Genomic DNA, 23,226 nt, shown 5'->3' on the forward strand with positions numbered 1-23,226 from the left:
CTCGTCGTTATATTAACGACTTAATTATTTTATCATAACGTTTTTTTCTTGTCAAGAACTTTTTAAAAGTTTTTTGAAGAATTTTTTCAGTTATGTGTCACTCTTTAGCGACTTACATATTATATCAAACACATTTTCGAATGTCAATATATTTTTTAAAAAGTTTTTCGAAGCATTTGACCTTATCAATCATCTGCTTCAACGTTTTAAATCATGTATATCTCGTTTGTGACAAATATTATTTTAGACTAATTAACGGACAAATGCAACACACAAATAAACCGAATATCGCTTCTAAATGTTCGATAATCACTATTTCACACAAACGTATAGCGTATTGTACGATAAAAAAAGAAACTACAACGAAAAATCGTGTAGTTTCTTCATTAAAAAAGCACCGAAACGATTGTTTCGGCGCTTTTTATATTAGCGTTGGCGCATTAATGGGAATAATAATACGTCACGAATAGATTGTGCGTTTGTAAGCAGCATGATCATACGGTCGATACCGATACCTAAACCACCTGTTGGCGGCATACCGTATTCTAATGCTTCTAAGAAGTCTTCATCCATTTCGTGTGCTTCATCATTACCTTGTTCTTTTTCAACCATTTGCGCTTCGAAACGTTCGCGTTGGTCGATTGGATCATTAAGTTCTGTGAACGCATTTGCGTGCTCACGACGTACGATGAATAATTCAAAACGGTCTGTGAAACGAGGGTCTTCAGGGTTTTTCTTCGCTAATGGAGAAATTTCCACTGGGTGACCGTATACGAATGTAGGTTGTACTAATGTTTCTTCTACTTTTTGTTCGAAGAATTCATTGATGATGTGACCAACTTCCATTGTATCTTTAATTTCTACGTGGTGTTCTTTTGCTAAAGCTTGTGCTTCTTCTTTTGTCATTTCTTTGAAGAAGTCTACGCCTGTTGCTTCTTTAACAGCGTCAACCATGTGTAGACGTTTCCAACCTTTAGAAAGGTCGATGATGTCTTCACCGTATTGTACTTGTGTTGTACCAAGTACTTCTTGTGCGACGTGTACGAATAAATCTTCTGTAAGATCCATAATGTCTTTGTAGTCTGCATATGCTTCATATAACTCAAGAAGTGTGAACTCAGGGTTGTGACGAGTTGATACACCTTCGTTACGGAATACGCGGCCGATTTCATAAACTTTTTCCATACCGCCAACGATTAAACGTTTTAAGTATAGTTCGATTGCGATACGCATGTACATTTGTGCATCTAATGCATTGTGGTGTGTCACGAATGGACGTGCTGCTGCACCACCAGCTACAGCGTTAAGCATTGGTGTTTCTACTTCTAAGAAACCTTTTTCGTTTAAGAATGAACGGATTGCACTGATGATTTGTGTACGAGTCACAAATGTTTTCATGCTATCGTCGCTCGTAATTAAGTCTAAGTAGCGTTGGCGGTAACGTTGCTCAACATCTTGAAGACCGTGGAATTTCTCTGGTAATGGGCGTAAACCTTTAGATAGGAATGTGAATTCAGTCACTTTAATTGTTAATTCGCCTACATGCGTTTTAAATAAGTTCCCTTTCACACCTATGATATCGCCAAGATCGGCTTTTTTCACAATTTCGTAAGGTTCTTCACCGATTGCGTCTTTACGTACGTAAATTTGGATTTGTCCACCGAAGTCTTTAATGTTCGCGAAAGTAACTTTACCTTTACGACGCTTCGTCATAATACGACCTGCAAGTACTACTTCTACAGGATTTTCTTCAAATTGTTCTTGTGTTGTTTCAGCGTATTGTTCACGTAAGTCACTAGTTAAGTGCGTACGTTCAAAACGATGACCGAAAGGATCGATGCCTTGAGAACGAATTTCGTCCATTTTGTCGCGTCGAACCTGTTGTTGGTCGTTGATTTCTTCTGCCACTGTATTTCACTCCTTAGTAATGTTCAAAAAAACAGTCCATAATGGATTTATTGTACACAAAAAATTGTGCGAATTCACTATTTCTGCTTGAATTATTGGAAAGTCTGACTCTTCTATAATAGCAGAAATGCCAAAAGTCGCCACTACGGATTGGCGACTTTCATAAAATTAACCGATTGCGATTGTTTGCTGCGCTTCTAAAGCATCGGCCTCTTCAATTGCTAACTGCATAATCGCGCGGAACTCATCTGCAGTGTTTGCTGTATTCACAAGCTTACGGATTTTACCGTTACCACGAATATTTTTTAAGTACCATGATGCGTGGCCGCGCATTTCAAGTACAGCGACTCGTTCAGGTTTTAAGGCAACTAAACGTTCAAAATGCAATAAGCATACTTCCATCTTTTTGCGAATTGATGGCTCGCCGACTAATTTACCTGTTTTTAAATATTCTACCGTACGGTAAATCATCCATGGGTTGCCGAGTGCAGCACGTCCAATCATGACACCGTCTGCTCCAGTATGTTCTAAAATACGTTGTGCATCTTCTGGTGTTTCTACATCACCGTTTGCAATAAATGGAATGTTAATGTTTTCTTTAACATCTTTTAAAATGTCCCAGTTGGCGTGACCGTCATATTGTTGTAGGCGTGTACGACCGTGCATCGCAATGGCTGACGCACCGGCACGTTCTGCAGCTTGTGCATTTTCAACCGCAAATACGTGATCTTCGTCCCAACCGATACGCATTTTACAAGATACTGGCTTGCTTACTGCATCTGTAACCGCTGAAACCATTTCATAAATTTTGTTCGGGTCAAGCAGCCATTTTGCACCTGCTTCACATTTAATAATTTTATTAACCGGACAACCCATATTAATGTCGATAATGTCCGCTGTCGTGTATTGATCGACGTATTTCGCCGCTTCGACGAGCGTTTCTTTATCACCACCGAAAATTTGTAATGACAGTGGATTTTCACGTTCATCAATATAAAGCATGCTCATCGTTTTTTTGTTACGTTGTACGATCCCTTTATCTGAAATCATTTCCGCATAAACGAGACCCGCTCCGAATTCTTTTACCGTTAAACGGAAAGCCGAGTTACAAACACCTGCCATTGGGGCAAGTACGACACGGTTATCCATTTCAATATCACCAATTTTGAATGGTGTTGTATTTAAAGCCAAGGTATTTCCTCCTTATAGTACGTTCAATCTATAGCTCAACATTGCTAACCCCTCGTTAACAATCCCTCATTGAATGACACATCTACACTGACCATTGCTTATACACACGTACACCGTCTGAACCGACTGCCGCTAAATGTTGGGCGACTGTTTGATTCGTCGAAGGTAATACGACATCTTTTGCAATTTCGGCTAAAGGTACGAGTACGAACGCGCGCTCATGCATGCGTGGGTGCGGTACGATTAGCGTCTCTGTTTCAATATTGTCGTGACTATAAAGTAAAATGTCAAGGTCAATCGTTCTCGGACCCCAACGAACGATGCGCACGCGCTTCAGTTCTTGCTCAATTTGTTGGCATACATCAAGTAGCGGTTGTGGTTGTAACGTCGTGTCAATTTTAACGACGATGTTTAAAAATACGTCTTGGTCTTCATAGCCAACAGGGTCGGTATCATATATAGAAGAAACTGCTATCACATTGATCGCTTCATGAGCATCTAATAAGGCAACTGCTTGGCGTAACGCTTCTTCTTTGTCGCCCATATTCGAACCGAGTGAAATGAATGCTTCCATTAAAATTCACCTCGTGTAATTTCTACTGCGACTTCACGATAATGTCCTCGAATCGGTGGATCTGGTTTAATAACTTCAACACGAATACCTTTCACTGCTGTCGGATACGCCGCACGTACGTCACGCGCAATCGTTTCTGCAACTGCTTCGATTAATTTAAACGGTTTCCCTTCTACGATGTTTTTACAAATATCAAATACTTCCGCATAGCTTACCGTATCAGTTAAATCGTCTGTTTCTCCTGCATGTTGTAAGTCAACCGCAATTGCTAACGTTACGCGGAAACGTTGGCCAAGCACGGTTTCTTGTTCTAATACGCCATGGTAGCCGTAAAACTCCATGTCTTTAATATGAATATAATCCAAAGTAAATCCTCCTATTTCAATGCGTCCATCATTTTCATCATACGGGCAATCGGCTTCACGTCATGAACGCGCACCATATGGCAACCGTTTGATACGCCGTAACAACACGTCGCACCGGTACCTTCCATGCGCTCTTCTTTCGGTAAATCGAGTACTTCGCCAATCACACGTTTACGAGAAGTCGCGAGTAATACCGGGTAGCCCATATCTGATAGCTTCGATAGTTCACGCATCATTTGTAAATCTTGTGCGCGCGTTTTCGCAAAACCGATGCCTGGATCTAGCCAAATATGTGTATGTGGCACACCTGCTTCACGTGCAATTTGAATGCTTTGTTCTAAATCCGCTTTTGCAGATGCCCAAAAATCATCGCCGTAGTTTTCGTCAAAGCGGTTGTGCATTAAAATGATTGGCACGTTTAAATCTGCCGCAACTTGCGCAATCGCACGGTCTTTTTTTGCACCCCAAATATCGTTAATAATATGCACGCCTGCTTCAACAGCGGCTTTTGCGACATCTGCTTTGAACGTATCAACCGATAATAACACGTCTACTTCTGCGCGAATCGCACGAATGACCGGTAAAATACGATTCATTTCTTCTTCAGCCGTAATCGGTGTATGACCAGGACGCGTTGATTCGCCCCCAATATCAATGATTTTTGCGCCGTCTGCTACCATTTGTTTCGCATGTTCGACAGCTTTTTCTACCGTATTAAATTGACCTCCATCTGAAAATGAATCTGGTGTCACGTTTAAAATGCCCATGACGAACGTTTCATTCGCAAAATCGAGTATATGACCATCAATTGTTAATGGTTGTGGATAATGTGATAATTTCATCGTGCAAGCTCCTTTTGAATCGATGCGACGTACTGTGCGTGCACCTGTTGATAAATTGGGCCTTCATTGCCTAAAAATGTTGTGTCATCGAGTTGGCGAATCGGAATGATTTCTTGAATCGACGTCGTGACGAAACATTCGTCCGCTCGTTCGACCGCTTCTTTCGTAAATTCACCTTCTACGACATCGACGAGTGTACAAATATGTTGGCGCGTAATGCCTGCTAAAATGCCTGTTGATAACGATGGTGTATAAATCGTGCCATCTTTCGCCCAAAAAATGTTCGACGTAATGCCTTCTGCAACGAACCCTTTATCGTTGACGAAAAACCCTTCGATTTCTTTAAGCGACGGCACTTCAAAACGCGCCACAATATTGTTCGCATAATGATGTGATTTGAAGCGCTCTGCCTGCTCCGGCGTATTGCGCACCGTTTGTAGCCACGTCGCATTTTTTTCTGTGCCACGTGGTGGTAGTTCAAGCGGTTTGCGGAATACAATGACGTTCGGTTCCGTATATTGCGTTTTGGCGAGGCCGATTCCTGCTTCTCCAGCAGAAACGTTCAGGCGAAAATAGCCGTCCGTTCCTCCTTCGCGCTCATTTAATTGCATTATAACATCTCGTAATTCAGCGGACGTATACGGTAAAACGATATGATACGCATCTAGCGCACGTTGCAATCTCGCCATATGCGCGTCCCATAAAAACGTTTTACCATTATACGTTCGAAACGTTTCAAATACACCGAGACCGTATAAAAAGCCGTGGTCAAACGGTGAAATTTTCAAATTTTCTGTTTGGACATATTGCCCGTTATAAAAACACCACATTTAACGTACCTCCACGTATTGACTGATAAAGTTGTGCAATAAATCAATGCCACGCTCCGTCATCATCGATTCTGGGTGGAATTGTACGCCTTCAACCGCAAACTCACGATGACGAATGCCCATAATTTCACCTTCTTCTGTTTCTGCTGTAATTTCCAAACAGTCAGGTAGCGTATCGCGGTCAACGATTAATGAATGATAGCGCGTCGCCACATATGGGTTTGGCATGTTGTGATGAACACCTGCGTGCTGATGGAACACTTTTGACGTTTTCCCATGCATAAGTCGTTCGGCGCGTACGACATCTCCACCGAATACTTGCGCGATTGCTTGATGACCGAGACATACGCCAAATATCGGAATGCGGCCAGCAAAATGTTCGATAATTGCTAAGCTCATGCCCGCTTCATTTGGCGTACATGGTCCTGGTGAAATGACGATCATCGATGGCGCTAGTTGTTCGATTGCTGCTAATGTTAACGCATCATTGCGCACAACGTGAATGTGTTGACCAAGTTCACCGAAATATTGCACTAAATTGTACGTAAATGAATCATAATTATCAATCATTAAAATCATATTGTACCTCCGCCATTTGTTTTGCTTGCCACATCGCTTTCGCTTTATTGAGCGACTCAACGTATTCACGTTTCGGTACGGAATCGATGACGATGCCTGCACCTGCTTGAATGTATGCCATTTGGTGTTGAATAAACGCTGTGCGAATGACGATATTCAGCACCGTATCACCGTTAAAGCCGAGCCAACCGATAGAACCAGTATATAACCCGCGACGCACTGGCTCTAATTCTTCGATAATTTCCATCGTGCGAATTTTCGGCGCACCTGTAATCGTGCCACCTGGGAAAACGGCGCGAATCATATCGGCATTCGTTTGGTCTGGACGCATCGTGCCTCGTACGTTCGACACGATATGTTGCACGTGCGAATATTTTTCGATAACCATAAATTCATCGACATGAACGGAACCATATACTGATACACGTCCTAAATCGTTGCGTTCTAAATCGACGAGCATTAAATGTTCGGCCCGTTCTTTTTCATTGTCGATCAAATCTTTCGCGAGCGCTAAATCTGCCGCATCATCTTCACCGCGTGGGCGCGTGCCGGCAATCGGGCGCGTCGATAATGCGTCACCGTACTTTTCAATTAACAATTCCGGCGAACCAGAAACGACCGCAAATTGTGGCGCGCGCATGAATGCCATATACGGCGAAGGGTTGAACGTACGTAACGCTTCATATACATCAATCGGCTGTGCAGTTAATGGTTCTTCTTGACGCACAGATAAATTGACTTGGAACACATCGCCCGCTTCAATATAGCGCTGGATTTTTTCGACCGCTTCATTAAATTGTTGTTGCGACATCGACTTTAAGCGACGATCATCGTTTGCGACGGCGCGCGCTACAGTTTTTTCGTCAAATTGACGTGTTTGCAATGCTTGTTGTGCAACATCTGACCACGTTTTTGCCATCGCTTCAATATCGACATTGCTCGTTGATAACTTCATTACTTGTGCCATCTCTGTTTGAACATCATATACTGTCCAACAATCGACCACATAAAAATAAATGTCCGGTACGTCCACATCTGCTTGAGCGATTGCAGGCAGCGTTTCGATGCGGCGTACATAATCGTATGTAATAAAACCGAGTGCCCCACCGTAAAAACGGTCGTGCGGCGCATCAATATGATAACTGTTTACGAAAGCTTCTGTTAAAGCAAGCGGTTCTCCTTGGCGTACTTCCTCGTTGCCGTCACGCCATTGAATATGAATGCCCTCTGTTGTCGATTGGACGACCGCAAGCGGGTTCCAAGCGGCAATCGATTGCTGACCGAATCGCCCACTCTCTAATAAAATCGGGTATACCTCATCGGCTGTTTGTGCACGGAAACTATAAAAAAACGCATCTTTCGTCATCGGGAAAGATGTAGATTGTTCAACGTTCATGATGTTCACTCCTCGTCGTAAAATGTGATACCTGTTTTATCATACCGACATTTAACAAAAAAAGCATTTTCCATACGACGACAAAAAAAGAGACAAACCGCTAAGCGATTTGCCTCTTCTATTTATCCGATCGCGACTATAATTAGTCGTCGAAGTGGTATAAAGGAGTAGATAGGTAACGTTCACCGTTAGAAGCAAGAATTGCCACAACGTTTTTGCCTTTACCTAATTTTTTAGCTGTTTCAACAGCAGCCCAAATTGCTGCACCTGAAGAAATACCACCTAGGATACCTTCTTCTTTTGCAACTTTACGAGATGTTTCGAAAGCATCTTCGTTTTCTACGCCGATTACAGAATCGTAAATGTCTGTATCTAAAGTAGCTGGTACGAAACCTGCACCGATACCTTGGATTTTGTGAGGGCCTGGTTTACCGCCTTCAAGTACTGGAGAATCTTTTGGTTCAACAGCGATGACTTCAACGCCTTCGAAGTTTTCTTTAAGTGCTTTACCAACACCTGAAACAGTACCACCAGTACCAACGCCTGAGATCAATGCGTCAACTTGTAGGTCAGCTTCTTTAAAAGCTTTAACGATTTCTTGACCAGTTGTGTTGTAGTGCATTACTGCGTTCACTGGGTTTTCGAATTGTTGTGGTAAGAACCAACCGTTTTCTTTAGAAAGTTCTTCTGCTTTAGCGATTGCGCCTTTCATACCTTCAGCACCTGGAGTTAGGATTAATTCCGCACCGTATGCACGTAGTAAGTTACGACGTTCTAAAGACATTGTATCAGGCATTACGATGACTGCTTTATAACCTTTAGCTGCAGCGATCATTGCAAGACCGATACCAGTGTTACCTGATGTAGGTTCGATTAATGTGCTACCTGGTTTTAAGATGCCTTCTTCTTCAGCTTTTTCAACCATTGCTAATGCTAAACGGTCTTTTACAGAAGAACCTGGGTTCATGTATTCTAGTTTCGCGTATACAGTACCGTCGTTTGGACCTGTAGCGTGATTTAATTTTACTAATGGTGTGTTGCCAACTAATTCAGTAACAGAATTTACGATTTTATAAGTCATGTTCTCTCCCACTCCTAATTCCTAGTAATTTTATATGTTTTAACTAATTATTATTCTACTCCCGAGCATTTGTAATGTCAACGAAAAAACATATAAATATTTTTAGAAAATTTAGTGTTTTTAAAATTTCGTATTTTTACATGTTTAATCCTAGCAATTAAGCAATCGGTTCAACATTAGATTGCTTAAAAAAAACAGGTTGAGGGATGCCTCAGCCTGTTTTTCATGTAAATTAGCGATTTGCTTTTTGCTCGCGGATTTCGTCAATCATGCCTGCAAGTTCAGCTTCTGAGTATTGGTATTTTTCCATACAGAAGTGACATTGTGCTTCAGCACCGTGATCTTCGTCGATCATCGCTTGAAGTTCTGCTTCACCAACACCGATTAATGCGTTAGAGAAACGTTCTTTTGAACAGTTACAAGCGAATGTAATTGGTAATGTATCTAAAAACTCAACGTTTTCTTTACCAAGTACTACTTCTAACAGTTCTTCTGGTGTGTAACCTTTTTCGATCATTTTAGAGACTGGTTCGATGTTTGATAATGCTTCTTCGATTTTCGTAATCGTTTCATCGTCAACACCTGGCATTACTTGAACGATAAAGCCCCCTGCTGCAAGAATTGAATTATCAGGGTTTACGAGTACACCTAAACCGACTGCTGATGGTGTTTGTTCTGATTTTGTGAAGTAGTATGCGAAGTCTTCGCCTAGTTCACCTGAAATCAGTTCAACTTGACCTGTGAAGTAATCACGTAATCCTGTATCTTTTACGACTGATAATGAACCTGTTGTACCGACAGCACGACGAACGTCTAATTTACCTTGTGCATTTAAGTCGAAGTGTACGTGTGGGTTGACCGCATAACCACGTACTTCACCTTTTGCGTTTGCATCAACGATAATACCTTTAATGTCGCCATCGCCTTGTACTTTAATTGTTAAAAGGTCATCACCTTTTTGCATTGCGCCCATCATTGCGCCTGCAGTCATTGTGCGGCCTAGTGCAGCTGAAGCTGTTGGCCATGTATCGTGACGTCGTTGAGCTTCACCTACTGTGTCTGTTGTACGTACGGCGAATGCACGAACGCTGCCACCAAAGCCTAAAGCTCGAACTAAATAATCTGACATCAAAATTCCTCTTTTCTATAAATAATTGCGTAAGTTCTGAAAGAATCATATCATAATTTGTTTCGGTTACAAAAGAATGTGTTTTGTTCAACAAGAAAGCGGCTAAAGTCTATGCTTTAGCCGCTTTTTGTATTAATTAATCTCGTTCTTCTTGAATACCGTCATTATTTTTTCCAGTAACATTTTCTTGTGGAAGATCCGATGTTGTTGGATCTTGTCGTTTATTTAACGACACTTTGTCCTCAGTTAAAACTTCACCTTCACCTGCATTTTCTGAAGTCGTTTCTTTTGCAGAAGCGCCTTCACTGTTTACAGTGTGGACTGATGAATAATTACGTTCTGGTAATTTACCGTATTTTTCAAGGTGTTCGATTTGCTCTGCATCTAATGTCTCTTCAACTAATAAAGTTTGAGCGATTAGTTCTAGCAGGTCGCGTCGTTCAGTTAAGATTTGTTTTGTACGTTCATATTGTTCTTTTACCATGCGTTGCATTTCTTCATCGATTTCTTTCGCGATTGCGTCAGAGAATGAAGTGCTGCTATCTCCGCCTAGGAACATGTTACCGCCGCCAGCGCCAGCTTTCGGAGTATATTGTAGTTGACCGATACGATCACTCATACCATACTCTGTAACCATTGAACGGATGATGCTTGTCACACGTTCAAAGTCATTGTGAGCGCCAGTTGATATCTCATTAAATGTGATATCTTCGGCAGCACGACCACCTAGTAAACCAGCTACTTTATCAAGTAACTCGCCTTTCGTTAAGAAGTAACGGTCTTCTTTTGGAAGCATTACTGCATAACCACCAGCTTGGCCACGAGGGACGATCGTTACTTTATGAACTTTTTCTGCTTCATCTAGCGTTAAGCCGATTACAACGTGACCAGCTTCATGATATGCTACGATGTTGCGTTCTTTTTCTGAAATCACGCGGCCTTTTTTCGCAACACCCGCGATAACGCGGTCTGTTGCTTCATCGATATCGCCCATGTCGATTTTTTCTTTATTACTACGCGCCGCAACAAGTGCTGCTTCGTTTAGTAAATTTTCTAAATCGGCACCAGAGAAACCTGGTGTACGTTGAGCGATGGCCTTTAAATCTACAGTTTCATCTAAAGGTTTTTTGCGAGCGTGTACTTTAAGTACGGCTTCACGACCTTTAACGTCTGGGCGACCGACAGTAATTTGACGGTCAAAACGTCCTGGACGAAGAAGTGCAGGGTCAAGGATGTCCGGGCGGTTTGTCGCAGCGACGATAATAATACCTTCGTTTGCGCCGAAACCATCCATTTCAACAAGTAATTGGTTTAATGTTTGCTCACGTTCATCGTGACCACCACCAACACCTGCGCCACGTTGACGACCTACAGCATCAATTTCGTCAATGAAGATGATACATGGTGCGTTTTTCTTCGCGTTTTCGAATAAATCACGAACACGGCTTGCACCGACACCGACGAACATTTCTACGAAGTCAGAACCTGAAATCGAGAAGAAAGGTACGCCAGCCTCACCCGCAACCGCGCGGGCAAGTAATGTTTTACCAGTACCCGGAGGACCTACAAGTAGGATACCTTTCGGGATACGAGCTCCGATTTTCTCGAATTTCGTATGGTCTTTTAAGAAATCAACAACTTCTACTAGCTCTTGCTTTTCTTCATCCGCACCCGCTACGTCTGTAAAACGAACTTTTTTCTTTTGATCGTCGTACAGTTTTGCTTTGCTTTTACCAAAGCTCATCATGCGATTACCACCGCCTTGAGATTGGTTCATTAAGAAGAAGAATAGAATTAAGATAATCACGAAAGGAATAACGCCAGTGAAAAATTGAACGAAACCGCTCGTTTCTGGTGCTGGTTGGAAGTCGATATTTGTGTTGTCTTTTGCAGCATTACGGATGTCATTCATTAGCTCTTGATCATCACGTGGAATGTTTGCTACAAAGCTTTCACCTTTCTCATAACCTTCTAACTTACCTTTCACGACGTACACTAGGTTGTCAGGCTGAATTTCAGCTTGCGTGATCTTATCGGTATCTAGTGCTGTTACAAACTCGTGATACGTTAACTCTTTTGTCGGTTGATTAGCATTGTTAAATGTGCCAAAAATACCAACAATCACAAGGAAAATTAATAAATAAAGTATGGTGTATCGAAATATTCGATTCATCCCTAGCCTCCTCACAAGGTAAACAGAAAAACTATAATAAATCTTATCATATGCCTTTTTCGGCGTACAATGAAAAGCACTAGAAATAACGAACTTTACGCGTATCGTTCGTCATAAGTTTTTCACATTACTTTAGGACTTAAAATGAGTAAACTGATTTTTTTAATACGCCGATGTATGGAAGATTACGGTAGCGCTCTGCATAGTCTAAACCATAACCAACTACGAAAGCATCAGGTACATCGAAGCCAACGTAATCTGCTTTTAGGTCAACTTTACGACCTGTTGGTTTGTCTAATAGTGTTACGATTTTAATTGATTTTGCTTTACGGTGTTTAAATAGTTCTACTAAGTAGCTTAATGTTAAACCGCTATCGATAATATCTTCAATGATCACGATGTCGCGACCTTCAACGCTTGTGTTTAAATCTTTTAAGATTTTTACTTCGCCTGAAGATACTGTTGCGTTACCGTAACTAGATACGTCCATGAAGTCGATTTCAACGTAAGCGTCGATACGTTTCATTAAATCTGTCATGAAAGGCATAGCACCTTTTAATACACCGATTAATAATGGGAATTTATCTTGATATTCCTCTGTTAATTGAGCACCTAGCTCACCAATTTTTTCTTGAAGTGTTTCCTCTGAAATTAGTACTTCTTCGATATCTTTTTGAAGCATTGTAAGTTCCTCCTTGATTGTCTAAAAGACTTATAAACTCGGCGCAATCATAACAGCGACATCATCTGTCGCACGTTTTGTTCTTGAAAAGTGCTGACTCATCCGCAACCCGACGACGGCGAGAATATCGTCGTCATTTACGAGTAATGGCCAAGTTGCTCGCTCTATATCCGGAACTTTCGCATCGATGAAAATACGCGATACTTTTTTCGCGCTCGTCATGCCGAGTACGTGTATGCGATCACCATCTTGACGCGTGCGTATACGAAGTTGTCCGAGTTCAGCTTGATTTGCATAGTAACATTGCGCACCTTCGACGTATGTGTCGAACGCTGTTGTCACGCATAAATACAAATGTTGTCCAAGCTTCACCCATTCGTTAAACGGTACGTTTCCTTCAAAATTCGGCTGCACATTTACCATGCGGTCGATGATCAGTTCATCGTAATGGCGACGTGCAACGAATCCTTCCGGCAACGGCACCTCCGCATTGCCCGAATTTGTCGAAGCAAGCTTGAGTACACGTTCCAAGAGCGTATAACTTTGTATAATCGTCCTATCTTTGTAAAGATATTTTAATAGTAGTTGAATGATTCTTCTTTGTAAAGCAAGTGAGTGAAGTTGCAGTCGGTTTACATCAATTCCTATTAAATGTTTTGTCGACAAACATACGACGTCGTCATATGCTGCTTGCGCCATTTGTTGTAGGAGCTGCTCATCTTGCTGGCGATGTTCTGTGAAAATACGTACCGCATTCGCGACATTCGGATTTTCATTTCGTAATAAAGGTACGACATGATGACGGAGGCGATTGCGGACATAATCGTCTTGCGCATTTGACGCATCTTCGCGATAAGCGACTTGCTGCTGGGCAGCATATTGTTCAATTTGCGCGCGCGTCGTTGATAAAAATGGTCTCGTCAACATACCTGATGCAAACGGTCTACACGTTGGCATACCGAGTGTCCCTTGCTGTAACCCTCTCGTTAATGCCATAATGACATTTTCAATTTGGTCATCTGCATGATGCGCAAGCACGAGCGCATCAAATGCTTGTGCTTGCATCACTTGTTCAAAGAAGCGATAGCGTTCACGTCTTGCAATCGCTTCTACATTGCCACGCTCTGATGCCGCCATTTGCGCGATTGGTATAGCTTTCGTATAAAGCGGTATATTATATCGTTCGCAATAGGCAGCGACAAACGCCGCATCGCCGTCGGATTCATCACCTCGCAACATATGATTGACATGTATTGCAGCAATCGATTGTACCCCGAGTAATGGCTGTTGTGTTCGAAAATAGTCGAGTAATACCATCGAATCGATGCCGCCTGAACAAGCGACGAGTACACGTGCATGTTTCGGATAAAGCTGACATTGTCGTATGTATGCATACGCTGTCTGTTCGAGTTTCACAGTTTTTCACCTCGCCCATATTTTAGCACGATTCGTGAAAAAAACGATGACGACTGACACGTCGCCATTGCACAATGACAGTGGTGACGAAACATTCCATGTCCGCATGTTATACATTTCTGGAATGTTGAAACTCACTACATTATGTGTAAAAGTCGCTCGCTACATTCGTAATACCCTAATATTTGTAAATAGATGCACATGCACAAAAAAATTTATTTTTCTTTTAAAAAAATGTTGACGCGTCGAACGTTGTCTTGTAATATTAATTCTGTTGTTGCAAATGGCGGCCTAGCTCAGCTGGCTAGAGCGTCCGGTTCATACCCGGGAGGTCGGGGGTTCGATCCCCTCGGCCGCCACCAATAACGGCCCCTTGGTCAAGCGGTTAAGACACCGCCCTTTCACGGCGGTAACACGGGTTCGAATCCCGTAGGGGTCATATTAAAGAAGTACTTACATAGATAAGTGCTTCTTTTTTTATGCATTTTTTTCGTTGAAACGACAAAAAAACCTTGAAGTGTAACTTCAAGGTTGATTGTATGTGATAAAGGACTAGCCTCGGCGTGCGCCGCGACCGCCGCGTTTTGATTCGGTTGCACGTTTAAGTGTTGCTAAACGTTCGTCGCTATCTTTTAAAAAGCGTGCCATTTTTTGTTCAAAGTTTTCTTGTGGTTGACGGTGATCATTGTTACGACCGCCTCCGCGATGATTGTTATTACGTGGGCGTTGTGGACGCTCAGGGCGTTGTGGGCGTTCTGCTTCAGGTTTTGCTTTGCGGATAGAAAGACCGATTTTACCGTCAGCTTCCACGTTCATCACTTTTACTTCAACTACGTCACCAACTTTTAAATGATCGTTGATGTCTTTAACATAGTTATCAGCAACTTCACTAATGTGCACAAGACCTGTTGATTTGTCGGGCAGTTCAACGAATGCTCCGAAATTTGTAATACCTGTTACTTTACCTTGTACTTTGCTGCCTACTTCGATTGACATAAAAAAAATGCTCCTCCTTAAAATTTAAGCGACTCGTAAGTCAGTCAATATAATCGATTTGTGCACGTTTCTTCGCGCTACTACCTACTAATTATAACTAACAAAAGTTGCGTGTCAACAACACTAATTTTCCGAGTCCGCTTTTTCTTTGTCGTTTTCACCTTGTTTAGGAAGGGAGAAAATGACCTCTCCTTTTTTTGAAAAAAATAGTTTTTCCCTTGCAAGTTGCGCAATATATTCATCATCGTTCAAACGTTTGATTTGCGTTTGAAGGTCTTGATTCTCTTCTTTTTTCGCTTCTAGCTTTTCATTCATCTCAATGCGTTCTTGTTCTTTTTCCGCAAGCTTCTGTTGCTGTTCATGATACGTAAACGCTAAGAACCCAATGATGAGGAAGAAACCTCCGAACAATACAAATAGGCGATTTCGTAAAATTTTACGTTGGCGCTTTTGAAAGTTCTGCTTTTTCTTTTGCTGCTGATTGAATTCCGGGTGCAGCTGGGTTGTGTTATTTCGAGGATTACTTCTCGCCATATGTATTCCCTCTCTTTCGCACTCATTATATCGGAATTTTATACAGTTTTTAAGTGACATCCATGATTTTTCGAAATTTAGGAAATCAATCATAGAGCATTTTAATATTTTCCCGGAATATAAAAAAATAAACCTGCCCCAAGTGAGTTGGAACAGGTTCTACAATTAATCTTCGTCGTCGATAAATTGTGGTTCTACTTTTTCAAGTTTTTCTTCACTTAAAATCGTATACATTAAATGTGCTTCATCTTTACGAACGACATCTTTTAATAATTCAACGCGTGCCGTTACGATTTTTTGACCGAAACGAATCGCGATCACATCGCCGACTTTTACTTTCACACTCGGTTTTGCGACTTTATCGTTGATCGTAATACGACCTTGCTCCGCAACCTCTTTTGCAAGCGTACGGCGTTTAATTAAACGAGAAATTTTTAAAAATTTATCTAAGCGCATATGTTCTACTCCTTTACTCTAGCCCAAATGTCTAATAACTCTTCAACGGCGAAATCGCTCCAATCGCGACCTGATGCTTTCACTTCAGCTTCCATTTTACCGAAGCGTTTTGCGTATTTCGCATTGGCATGTAGCATCGCTTCTTCTGCTGACACTTTATAGTGACGACCTAAGTTGACGAGTGCAATTAGTGCATTGCTATATTGATCAAATTTGTTGTCTGCATTGTTTAAGGCAGCATCTTTAAAGTCTGAGAACTCTTCTTCAAAGTTCCACCAGTATTGTTCTGCTTCAGGCCATTCAAAGCCTAATTTTGCAGCACGACGTTGATAGTTGTACGCTGTTTGTAGTGATGACATCGCACGGTACTCGCCGTCCATAATTGGTGCATCTGGTTTATTTTCTGCTTCGTGCTCAGCTTTTTTAATTTTTTCCCAGTTGGCGTTAATATCTTCAACGCTATTGACGACTGTATCGCCGAACACATGTGGGTGACGGCGCATCATTTTCGCCGCCGCGCCTGCAAGTAAATCTTCTAAGTTGAAGAAACCGTTGTCTTCGCCGATTTGCGCTTGCATGAATACAAGCATTAATAAATCACCGAACTCTTCGATCATATGTTCATCGTCTTGCTCGTCGATCGCTTGTAGTGCTTCATGCATCTCTTCTAACATGTAACGTTTCATGCTCTCATGCGTTTGTGCTTTATCCCATTCACAACCTTCAGGACCACGCATCGTCGCCATAATGTCACGGAACGTTGACCATTCGCGCATCGCTTGTTCACGTTTCGTTGCAGGTGGCACGTATACTGTCGTTAAGTTACTAATTTCTGCAACGTGGTCTAGTTCATACAGTGGTACGGTTACAACGACTTCATCTTTTGAACCAGCAGCCGTTACGATTGTTACTGGATATTCAGCATCGTATTTTTCCATTAACGTAAGTTTCACTTCTGATGCGCTAAATTGGTCGTACACTTGCGCGATTAATAAGTGATTGTACATGTTCACGTGATGGATTGAAAATGTTGCACCGTCCACGAGTTGGAAACCGTCGATTGGGTCGATTTTTAACGTCGCAAATACGGCATCTAAAAAGCTTTGACCGCCTTCAATTTTCAACTTCACGTTTCCTTTTCTTTCTTCTTCAATTAATAACTCTACGGTCATTTCAGCGACGAGTGGATGACCAGGGACTGCATAAATCACGTCATCATGTTCTGCGTATTGTTTTAATGTCGCGACGATTTCTTGATAGACAGGTAAAAATTCGCCGTGTTTTTCGTAAATAAGGTCGAAGCTTTCGAATTCGACACCTTCTGATTTTAATTCTTCTAGTACAGGGTGTTCTTTCGTACGAACATAAATTTTTGGTGCGTTTTTTAATGTTTTGTATACGCCCATTGGCAGTTGCTCGAAATCCCCTGCGCCTAGCCCGATTACTGTAATTTGATGCATAATAGTTCACCTGTTTCCTTATTTTTTAACTCGACTTACATAAAGCTGAAATGCTGCCACACGACGGCCAAGTGGTAACACGTACCAATCATTCACCGATAGTACTTCCTTTTTCGTCGCAACGACTAAAAATACGGCTGCACCAACGATGACGGCGCTCAACGCGGTAAACGTCGCTGAAAGTCTCGGAGGCATGCTTATAGCAGCATCTAATAATTTGATGCCAGTAATCCACAATTCAACCACAATGCCCATCGCGATTGTTGCGACGATGAGCCCACTCGTAAACGTATACGTCGTTAATGTGACCGGATACACTTTTTTCAAAAAGCGAACGAGTAACAACGCAGTCAATGCGAGTGCGAGATTACTTGCAAGTGCGGCACCTGCAATTCCAAACGTCTGGATAAAAACATCATTACATAAAAGTTTAACGATTAAACTGCCAATGAGCAATAGAGATGGATGCTTTGTATAGCCTAAACCTTGCAATACCGCCATCATCGGCATAATAATCGATAGCCATAAAATTTGTAACACGTACAAACTAAGCACCGTAGAGAGCGCTGTCGTTTTAAACATCATGACATTCATATACGGCATGACGAGCATAAGGCCGACAGAAGCGGCGACACCGATGAGCACCGACACACGATACGTCAGCCCCATGTAACGAGCCGCTTCTGCACGATCCGCACGTTTCATCGATGTCGTAATCATCGGCACGATCGCCATCGCGAGTGTCGATGCTAACACGAGTCCGACTTGCACGAGTGGTTGACCTCGGTCATACGCCCCTTTTTCCGCCATCGCTGCACCGACAGACATTTGTCGTTTTAGCGCTTCAAAAATCGTGAACGAATCGACGAGTTGAAATAAAATGAGCAATAAACTACTTAAACTAATGCCGACACTATAGACGGCTAAACGTTTCATCAAATGATGTTGTTGCGCGCGTGGAATCGCCGAGCGTCTAATCGATACGCGTACCCCTTTTCGTCTCATGAGTACGTATAACAATAACACCCCAGCGACTTCACCGATTACGGTACCGACTGTTGCGACTTCTCCTGCAACATATAACGATGCACCGATGCGCATGACGAGCCACGTACCGACTAAAATAATAGCGACGCGTACAATTTGTTCAACGACTTGTGATTTTGCGACGACATCTAATGCACTTGTCGCTTGCGCATAGCCTTTGTAAAGCGCGAGCATCGGAATCGTCAGCGTAATATAGCTTCCGGCCTTTAACAGCGGTACGAGGCCTTTATCGCCCATCATCGACGCGAAAAATCCTGCCAAACTATATAACAACGCAAACAATACGACCGCAAGCCCGATTAAATAGCGCATTATTACTTTCATCAGCTCTGCCCAAGATTCATTCGTCTCGGTCAGCACGCGGGAAATCGCAACCGCGAGCCCGCTTGCCGTCCACGTCATAAACACCGCGACGAACGGATACACTTGTTGATAAATATAAAATCCTTCATCACCGACTAAGTTTTGAAACGGAATGCGATACACCATACTGAGTACTTTGACGAACAACATGGCAATCGTTAACGTCATGACGCCTTTTGCATATTGTTTCACGTTACTTTCAGACATGCTGCTCCCCCTCTTAAAAAAATTCTAAGTCAGTATAGCATACAATCAACATCGACAGCGTGCGGTCGATATTGTAGAAAAAAGAGGTGATGATATGCGTTTAGACAAAGTACGTTCTTTTCAAAATGTTTCTAGTTATAGTCAATCTGCTTCGAACCGACAGTCATCGAATATTTTTGCGGGCACGTTACAAGCAGCCGTACAATCTCGCATCGTAACGGAAAAGAAAGACGGCTACATTCGTAAATATCGCGTATACGGTGATGGCTCGCGCGAACTGTTATCCGAAGAAATAGATATGTCTTACGATTCGGCTCATGCCAAACCGAATGAGGCACTCAATTTACTGCAGCAACTAAACTTTAAACGATAACGAAAAACGAGGACGACTCGTTCCAAGTCGCCCTCGTTTTTTTATGCTTGTTCTTTTAAGGCAGATGGAAGTCCCGCCATTAACTTTTCTAACACGTTAAACGGTAAATCACCGGATACTTTACGTTCATCTAATGTGAGCGCTAATTTATTGTTTTCGAACGTAAAGCCAACCGCGCGACCGAATTGCATCGAGTCCGAAACGATTTTCGCACCGTCAACCATATTCGAGCCGATATCTGAGAATTGGATACGAACGATTTTATTTTTTTCTTTAATCGATTCGACGCCGACTTTCATCGCCGTTGCACGCATTAACGCAATGCGCATTAAACGCTCTGTTTCTTGTGGCATATCGCCGAAACGGTCGTGCATTTCTTCGATAATTTCATCGTACATTTCTTGGCTGTCGATTGCTTTAATGCGTTTGTACATTTGAATTTTTTGATAGCCGTCTGGAATGTATTGATCAGGGATGTACGCGTCATATGGCAGCATAATTTCTGGGTCTGGCATAATCGGTGCAACTTCTTCCCCTTTAGCGATTTGACGCTCTTTCACCGCTTCTTCTAACATTTGTGAATACAAGTCGAAACCGACAGAATCGATAAAGCCATGTTGTTGTGAACCGAGTAAATTACCGGCACCACGAATCGATAAATCGCGCATCGCAATTTTAAAGCCTGAACCGAGCTCAGTAAACTCTTTAATCGCTTGCAAACGTTGTTCAGACACTTCTGTCAGCACTTTATCGCGTTGGTACATGAAATACGCATACGCGACGCGATTTGAACGTCCGACACGTCCACGTAGTTGATACAGCTGTGATAAGCCCATATGATCGGCATTGTTAACGATTAACGTATTCGCATTCGGCATATCGACACCCGTTTCAATAATCGTCGTCGTTACTAATACGTCGTACTCGCCTTCTAAGAAACCGTATACCATCGATTCCAGTTCGCTTTCGGTCATTTTACCGTGCGCATGACCGATGCGTGCTTCTGGTACGAGCATTTGAATTTTTTCCACTTCGCGCGCCATATCTTCGACGCGGTTGTGTAAGTAGAACACTTGCCCACCGCGTGACATTTCACGTTCAATTGCTTCGCGTACGAGCGCACCGTTATGCTCCATCACGTACGTTTGCACTGGGAAACGGTTCGCTGGTGGCGTTTCAATAACCGATAAATCACGCACGCCGACCATCGACATATGGAGCGTACGTGGAATTGGTGTCGCTGTTAATGTTAGTACGTCGACGTTCGCACGAAGCGTTTTAATTTTTTCTTTATGTGTTACACCGAAACGTTGTTCTTCATCGACGATTAATAAACCGAGGTCGTTGTAGATCACGTCTTTTGATAATAAACGGTGCGTGCCGACAACGATATCGACCGTACCATCTTTTAAGCCTTTTAACGTTTCTGTTTGTTGCTTACGCGTACGGAAACGACTTAACATACCGACGTTCACGCCTTCTTCTTGGAAACGTTCTTGTAACGTCTCAAAATGTTGCTGCGCTAAAATCGTCGTCGGCACTAAAAATGCGACTTGTTTACCATCTAAAATCGCTTTGTATGCCGCACGAATCGCTACTTCCGTTTTACCGTAACCGACATCCCCACATACGAGGCGGTCCATCGGGCGCTCACGTTCCATATCCGCTTTTACTTCGCGGATCGTACGCAATTGGTCCTCTGTTTCTTCGTATGGGAAGTTCATTTCAAAGTTGCGCATTTCATCGCCATCTGGAGAAAATGCGTAGCCTTTTTCCGCTTCACGTTTCGCATACAATTTAATTAAATCGTCAGCAATGTCTTGTACAGCAGACGATACTTTACGTTTCGTTTTTTGCCATTCTGTGCCACCGAGCTTATGCAATTTTGGCGATGATTTGTCTTCTGATGCGACGTATTTTTGGATTAAATCAATTTGATCAACCGGCACGAACAGTTTGTCGTTGCCGCGATAAACAATATTTAAATAATCTTTATGCTGACCGCCGACTTCAAGCGTTTCGATACCGACGTATTTACCGATCCCGTGATGCACGTGCACGACGTAATCACCCGGTTTAATTTCGGTATAGCTTTTAATACGCTCGGCATTCGTCATTTTTTGTGGGCGTGTTTTTTTCTTCGGCTTTTGTTTGAATAGTTCTTCTTCCGTTACGACCGCAATGCGTTGAAGCGGTAGTTCAAAACCGGCTGAAAGATTCCCTGCAATCGCAAAAATGCCCGTGCCTTTCGGTTCACCTAGTTGCACATGAATATTATATTCATCAAACATCGACTGAATGACTGTTAAACGTTCAGCATCTTCCGTCATAAACAACACCGTAAAGGCGCTATTTAACCAACGCTCCATCTCGTTTTGCAACATCGCCATTTGTCCATGGAAATGTTGCATCGGCTTGCATGAAAAGGCTTCAGTTGCTTTAAAACGAATGCCGCTAAACGTGCGTGAAAAGAGCGCAAAATAAAGTGTCTGCTGCTTCAAGTTTGCCATCATTTCTTTTAACGTAAACGACGGTTTAACTGCATGCACCATTTTGCCGGCTTCAATTAATGATAAAAACCATTCTTGCTCTTCATTTTCCCACGCTTCCATCACTTCTTGGACGCGACCGAGTTCATCGTAAATGACAAGGCCATCGTGCGCGAAATAATCACCTAAGCTCGCTGGGTTGTCATACAATAATGAACCGTAACGATTCGTATACTCTGGCAGTTCTCCTGCGCGTAGCAATTCGATATCAGCTGTAACATTTTCATACAATAACGTTTTAACGTCTTCTGATTGTACTTGCGCCAAGCTATCTGCAAGTGCTTTTTCAAGACGTTCGGCTAAACGTTGGCATTGTGCTTTCGTTAAGACGAATTCTGTTGCCGGTAAAATCATTAACGCATCAAGCTTATCAATCGAACGTTGGTCATCTGCTGAAAATGTACGTAGTGAATCGACTTCTGTATCGAATAGTTCAATACGTACAGGCGTTTCCATATACGGTGGATAAACGTCTAAAATACCACCACGTAGCGCAAACTCACCAGGTGACGTCACCATTTCTCCGCGCGTATAGCCCATTTCAACGAGACGTTCTAACGTATCTTCTACGTTTAAGTCTGCTCCTACTTTCACTTCAAAACGCATTGCAGCCCATGCTGATTTTGGTTGCATCATTTTGCGCATACCAGCGACTGGAATAATGTAAATGCCTTTTTCATCGTGCAACAAATGGTCGAGTGTTTCGATACGTGCTGCGCGTAATTCTGGACTCGTCACCGCCATATCGGCTGCGATAAATTCATCAGCAGGATAGTAGTGTACGTAATCGTCTCCGATCAGTTTTGATAAATCATCGTACATTTTCTGACCTTGTAATAAGTTTGGCGCAATAATATAAATCGACTTTCCGAGTGTGGCAAACATCGTTTCAATAAACGCTGGTCGCGCGCTACCCGAGAGCCCGGTAACGAGTGTGTCCGTTAAGCCTTGCTCTAGCTTTTTCATAAAATTGCTGACGTGTTGATCTTCTATTAATAGCTTCCGTAAAGCTTCCATCGGCAAATTCCTCCTGTTAAAAATACAGAAAAAGGCTTTGACCATGCTCGGCCAAAGC

Annotated in this window: 20 protein-coding genes and 2 tRNA genes; 3 read left to right on the forward strand and 19 right to left on the reverse strand. The window is 42.4% G+C overall.

What is annotated here, in order from left to right; all coding sequences use genetic code 11:
- Nucleotides 1-426: 426 nt before the first annotated feature.
- The 13 genes from lysS to tilS all read right to left on the reverse strand — a co-directional run bounded on the left by lysS (nucleotide 427) and on the right by tilS (nucleotide 14,166).
- The gene (gene lysS, locus KMHG_RS16125) at nucleotides 427-1,908 is read right to left on the reverse strand and encodes a lysine--tRNA ligase (protein WP_010291109.1); all 1,482 of its coding nucleotides are present in this window, start codon (nucleotides 1,906-1,908) and stop codon (nucleotides 427-429) included.
- 168 nt (nucleotides 1,909-2,076) lie between these two features.
- Nucleotides 2,077-3,057 carry a tRNA dihydrouridine synthase DusB gene (gene dusB / locus KMHG_RS16130; protein ID WP_044505024.1) on the reverse strand — a complete coding sequence of 327 codons (981 nt, stop codon included), beginning with the start codon at nucleotides 3,055-3,057 and terminating at the stop codon, nucleotides 2,077-2,079.
- Between the two features lie 124 nt (nucleotides 3,058-3,181).
- A complete protein-coding gene (folK, locus tag KMHG_RS16135) occupies nucleotides 3,182-3,673 on the reverse strand; it encodes a 2-amino-4-hydroxy-6-hydroxymethyldihydropteridine diphosphokinase (protein ID WP_010291113.1) in 492 nt (163 codons plus the stop codon).
- Nucleotides 3,673-4,038, reverse strand: a complete 366-nt coding sequence (folB, locus tag KMHG_RS16140; RefSeq protein WP_010291114.1) for a dihydroneopterin aldolase — start codon at nucleotides 4,036-4,038, stop codon at nucleotides 3,673-3,675. The genes folK and folB overlap by 1 nt, the downstream gene beginning before the upstream one ends.
- A gap of 11 nt (nucleotides 4,039-4,049) precedes the next feature.
- Nucleotides 4,050-4,880 (reverse strand): dihydropteroate synthase, encoded by an 831-nt coding sequence (folP, locus tag KMHG_RS16145; RefSeq protein WP_010291115.1) that lies wholly within the window; start codon nucleotides 4,878-4,880, stop codon nucleotides 4,050-4,052.
- Entirely contained in the window at nucleotides 4,877-5,710 is an 834-nt protein-coding gene (gene pabC / locus KMHG_RS16150) for an aminodeoxychorismate lyase (protein ID WP_010291118.1), read from the reverse strand. Before pabC ends, folP begins: the two co-directional genes overlap by 4 nt.
- The gene (pabA, locus tag KMHG_RS16155) at nucleotides 5,711-6,289 is read right to left on the reverse strand and encodes an aminodeoxychorismate/anthranilate synthase component II (RefSeq protein ID WP_010291121.1); all 579 of its coding nucleotides are present in this window, start codon (nucleotides 6,287-6,289) and stop codon (nucleotides 5,711-5,713) included. It lies immediately after the preceding gene.
- Complete coding sequence (locus KMHG_RS16160; protein WP_010291123.1) at nucleotides 6,273-7,685, reverse strand: anthranilate synthase component I family protein; 1,413 nt, start codon at nucleotides 7,683-7,685, stop codon at nucleotides 6,273-6,275. The genes pabA and KMHG_RS16160 overlap by 17 nt, the downstream gene beginning before the upstream one ends.
- Nucleotides 7,686-7,827: 142 nt before the next feature.
- Entirely contained in the window at nucleotides 7,828-8,766 is a 939-nt protein-coding gene (gene cysK, locus KMHG_RS16165; RefSeq protein ID WP_010291126.1) for a cysteine synthase A, read from the reverse strand.
- Between the two features lie 232 nt (nucleotides 8,767-8,998).
- Nucleotides 8,999-9,895 (reverse strand): Hsp33 family molecular chaperone HslO, encoded by an 897-nt coding sequence (hslO, locus tag KMHG_RS16170; RefSeq protein ID WP_010291129.1) that lies wholly within the window; start codon nucleotides 9,893-9,895, stop codon nucleotides 8,999-9,001.
- A gap of 136 nt (nucleotides 9,896-10,031) precedes the next feature.
- Entirely contained in the window at nucleotides 10,032-12,068 is a 2,037-nt protein-coding gene (ftsH, locus tag KMHG_RS16175; protein ID WP_010291131.1) for an ATP-dependent zinc metalloprotease FtsH, read from the reverse strand.
- Between the two features lie 139 nt (nucleotides 12,069-12,207).
- The gene (hpt, locus tag KMHG_RS16180) at nucleotides 12,208-12,750 is read right to left on the reverse strand and encodes a hypoxanthine phosphoribosyltransferase (protein WP_010291132.1); all 543 of its coding nucleotides are present in this window, start codon (nucleotides 12,748-12,750) and stop codon (nucleotides 12,208-12,210) included.
- A 30-nt stretch (nucleotides 12,751-12,780) separates the two neighbouring features.
- Complete coding sequence (tilS, locus tag KMHG_RS16185; protein ID WP_010291135.1) at nucleotides 12,781-14,166, reverse strand: tRNA lysidine(34) synthetase TilS; 1,386 nt, start codon at nucleotides 14,164-14,166, stop codon at nucleotides 12,781-12,783.
- A gap of 285 nt (nucleotides 14,167-14,451) precedes the next feature.
- Here tilS and KMHG_RS16190 point away from each other — a divergent pair.
- Nucleotides 14,452-14,528: transfer RNA gene (locus KMHG_RS16190), tRNA-Met, on the forward strand.
- A gap of 5 nt (nucleotides 14,529-14,533) precedes the next feature.
- A tRNA-Glu gene (locus KMHG_RS16195) sits at nucleotides 14,534-14,605 on the forward strand.
- A gap of 113 nt (nucleotides 14,606-14,718) precedes the next feature.
- On the opposite strand, the gene KMHG_RS16200 is transcribed toward KMHG_RS16195, so the two are convergent.
- The 5 genes from KMHG_RS16200 to KMHG_RS16220 all read right to left on the reverse strand — a co-directional run bounded on the left by KMHG_RS16200 (nucleotide 14,719) and on the right by KMHG_RS16220 (nucleotide 19,229).
- Nucleotides 14,719-15,162, reverse strand: a complete 444-nt coding sequence (locus tag KMHG_RS16200; protein ID WP_010291136.1) for a S1 domain-containing RNA-binding protein — start codon at nucleotides 15,160-15,162, stop codon at nucleotides 14,719-14,721.
- 123 nt (nucleotides 15,163-15,285) lie between these two features.
- Nucleotides 15,286-15,756: an FtsB family cell division protein gene (locus KMHG_RS16205; protein WP_238984702.1), complete on the reverse strand. Its 471-nt coding sequence runs from the start codon at nucleotides 15,754-15,756 to the stop codon at nucleotides 15,286-15,288.
- A gap of 105 nt (nucleotides 15,757-15,861) precedes the next feature.
- Nucleotides 15,862-16,152 (reverse strand): RNA-binding S4 domain-containing protein, encoded by a 291-nt coding sequence (locus tag KMHG_RS16210; protein WP_010291139.1) that lies wholly within the window; start codon nucleotides 16,150-16,152, stop codon nucleotides 15,862-15,864.
- 5 nt (nucleotides 16,153-16,157) lie between these two features.
- Nucleotides 16,158-17,612, reverse strand: coding sequence for a bifunctional methyltransferase/pyrophosphohydrolase YabN (gene yabN / locus KMHG_RS16215; RefSeq protein ID WP_010291140.1), 1,455 nt, complete (start codon nucleotides 17,610-17,612; stop codon nucleotides 16,158-16,160).
- Between the two features lie 18 nt (nucleotides 17,613-17,630).
- Nucleotides 17,631-19,229 carry a putative polysaccharide biosynthesis protein gene (locus tag KMHG_RS16220; protein WP_010291142.1) on the reverse strand — a complete coding sequence of 533 codons (1,599 nt, stop codon included), beginning with the start codon at nucleotides 19,227-19,229 and terminating at the stop codon, nucleotides 17,631-17,633.
- 94 nt (nucleotides 19,230-19,323) lie between these two features.
- Here KMHG_RS16220 and KMHG_RS16225 point away from each other — a divergent pair, with 94 nt between their 5' ends.
- The gene (locus tag KMHG_RS16225; protein WP_010291143.1) at nucleotides 19,324-19,602 is read left to right on the forward strand and encodes a hypothetical protein; all 279 of its coding nucleotides are present in this window, start codon (nucleotides 19,324-19,326) and stop codon (nucleotides 19,600-19,602) included.
- Nucleotides 19,603-19,643: 41 nt separating this feature from the next.
- Here KMHG_RS16225 and mfd read toward each other — a convergent pair whose 3' ends face one another.
- Nucleotides 19,644-23,168, reverse strand: coding sequence for a transcription-repair coupling factor (gene mfd, locus KMHG_RS16230; RefSeq protein WP_010291145.1), 3,525 nt, complete (start codon nucleotides 23,166-23,168; stop codon nucleotides 19,644-19,646).
- Between the last annotated feature and the right edge of the window lie 58 nt (nucleotides 23,169-23,226).

Origin of the sequence: Kurthia massiliensis (assembly GCF_000285555.1) — a bacterium.
GTDB lineage: Bacteria > Bacillota > Bacilli > Bacillales_A > Planococcaceae > Kurthia > Kurthia massiliensis.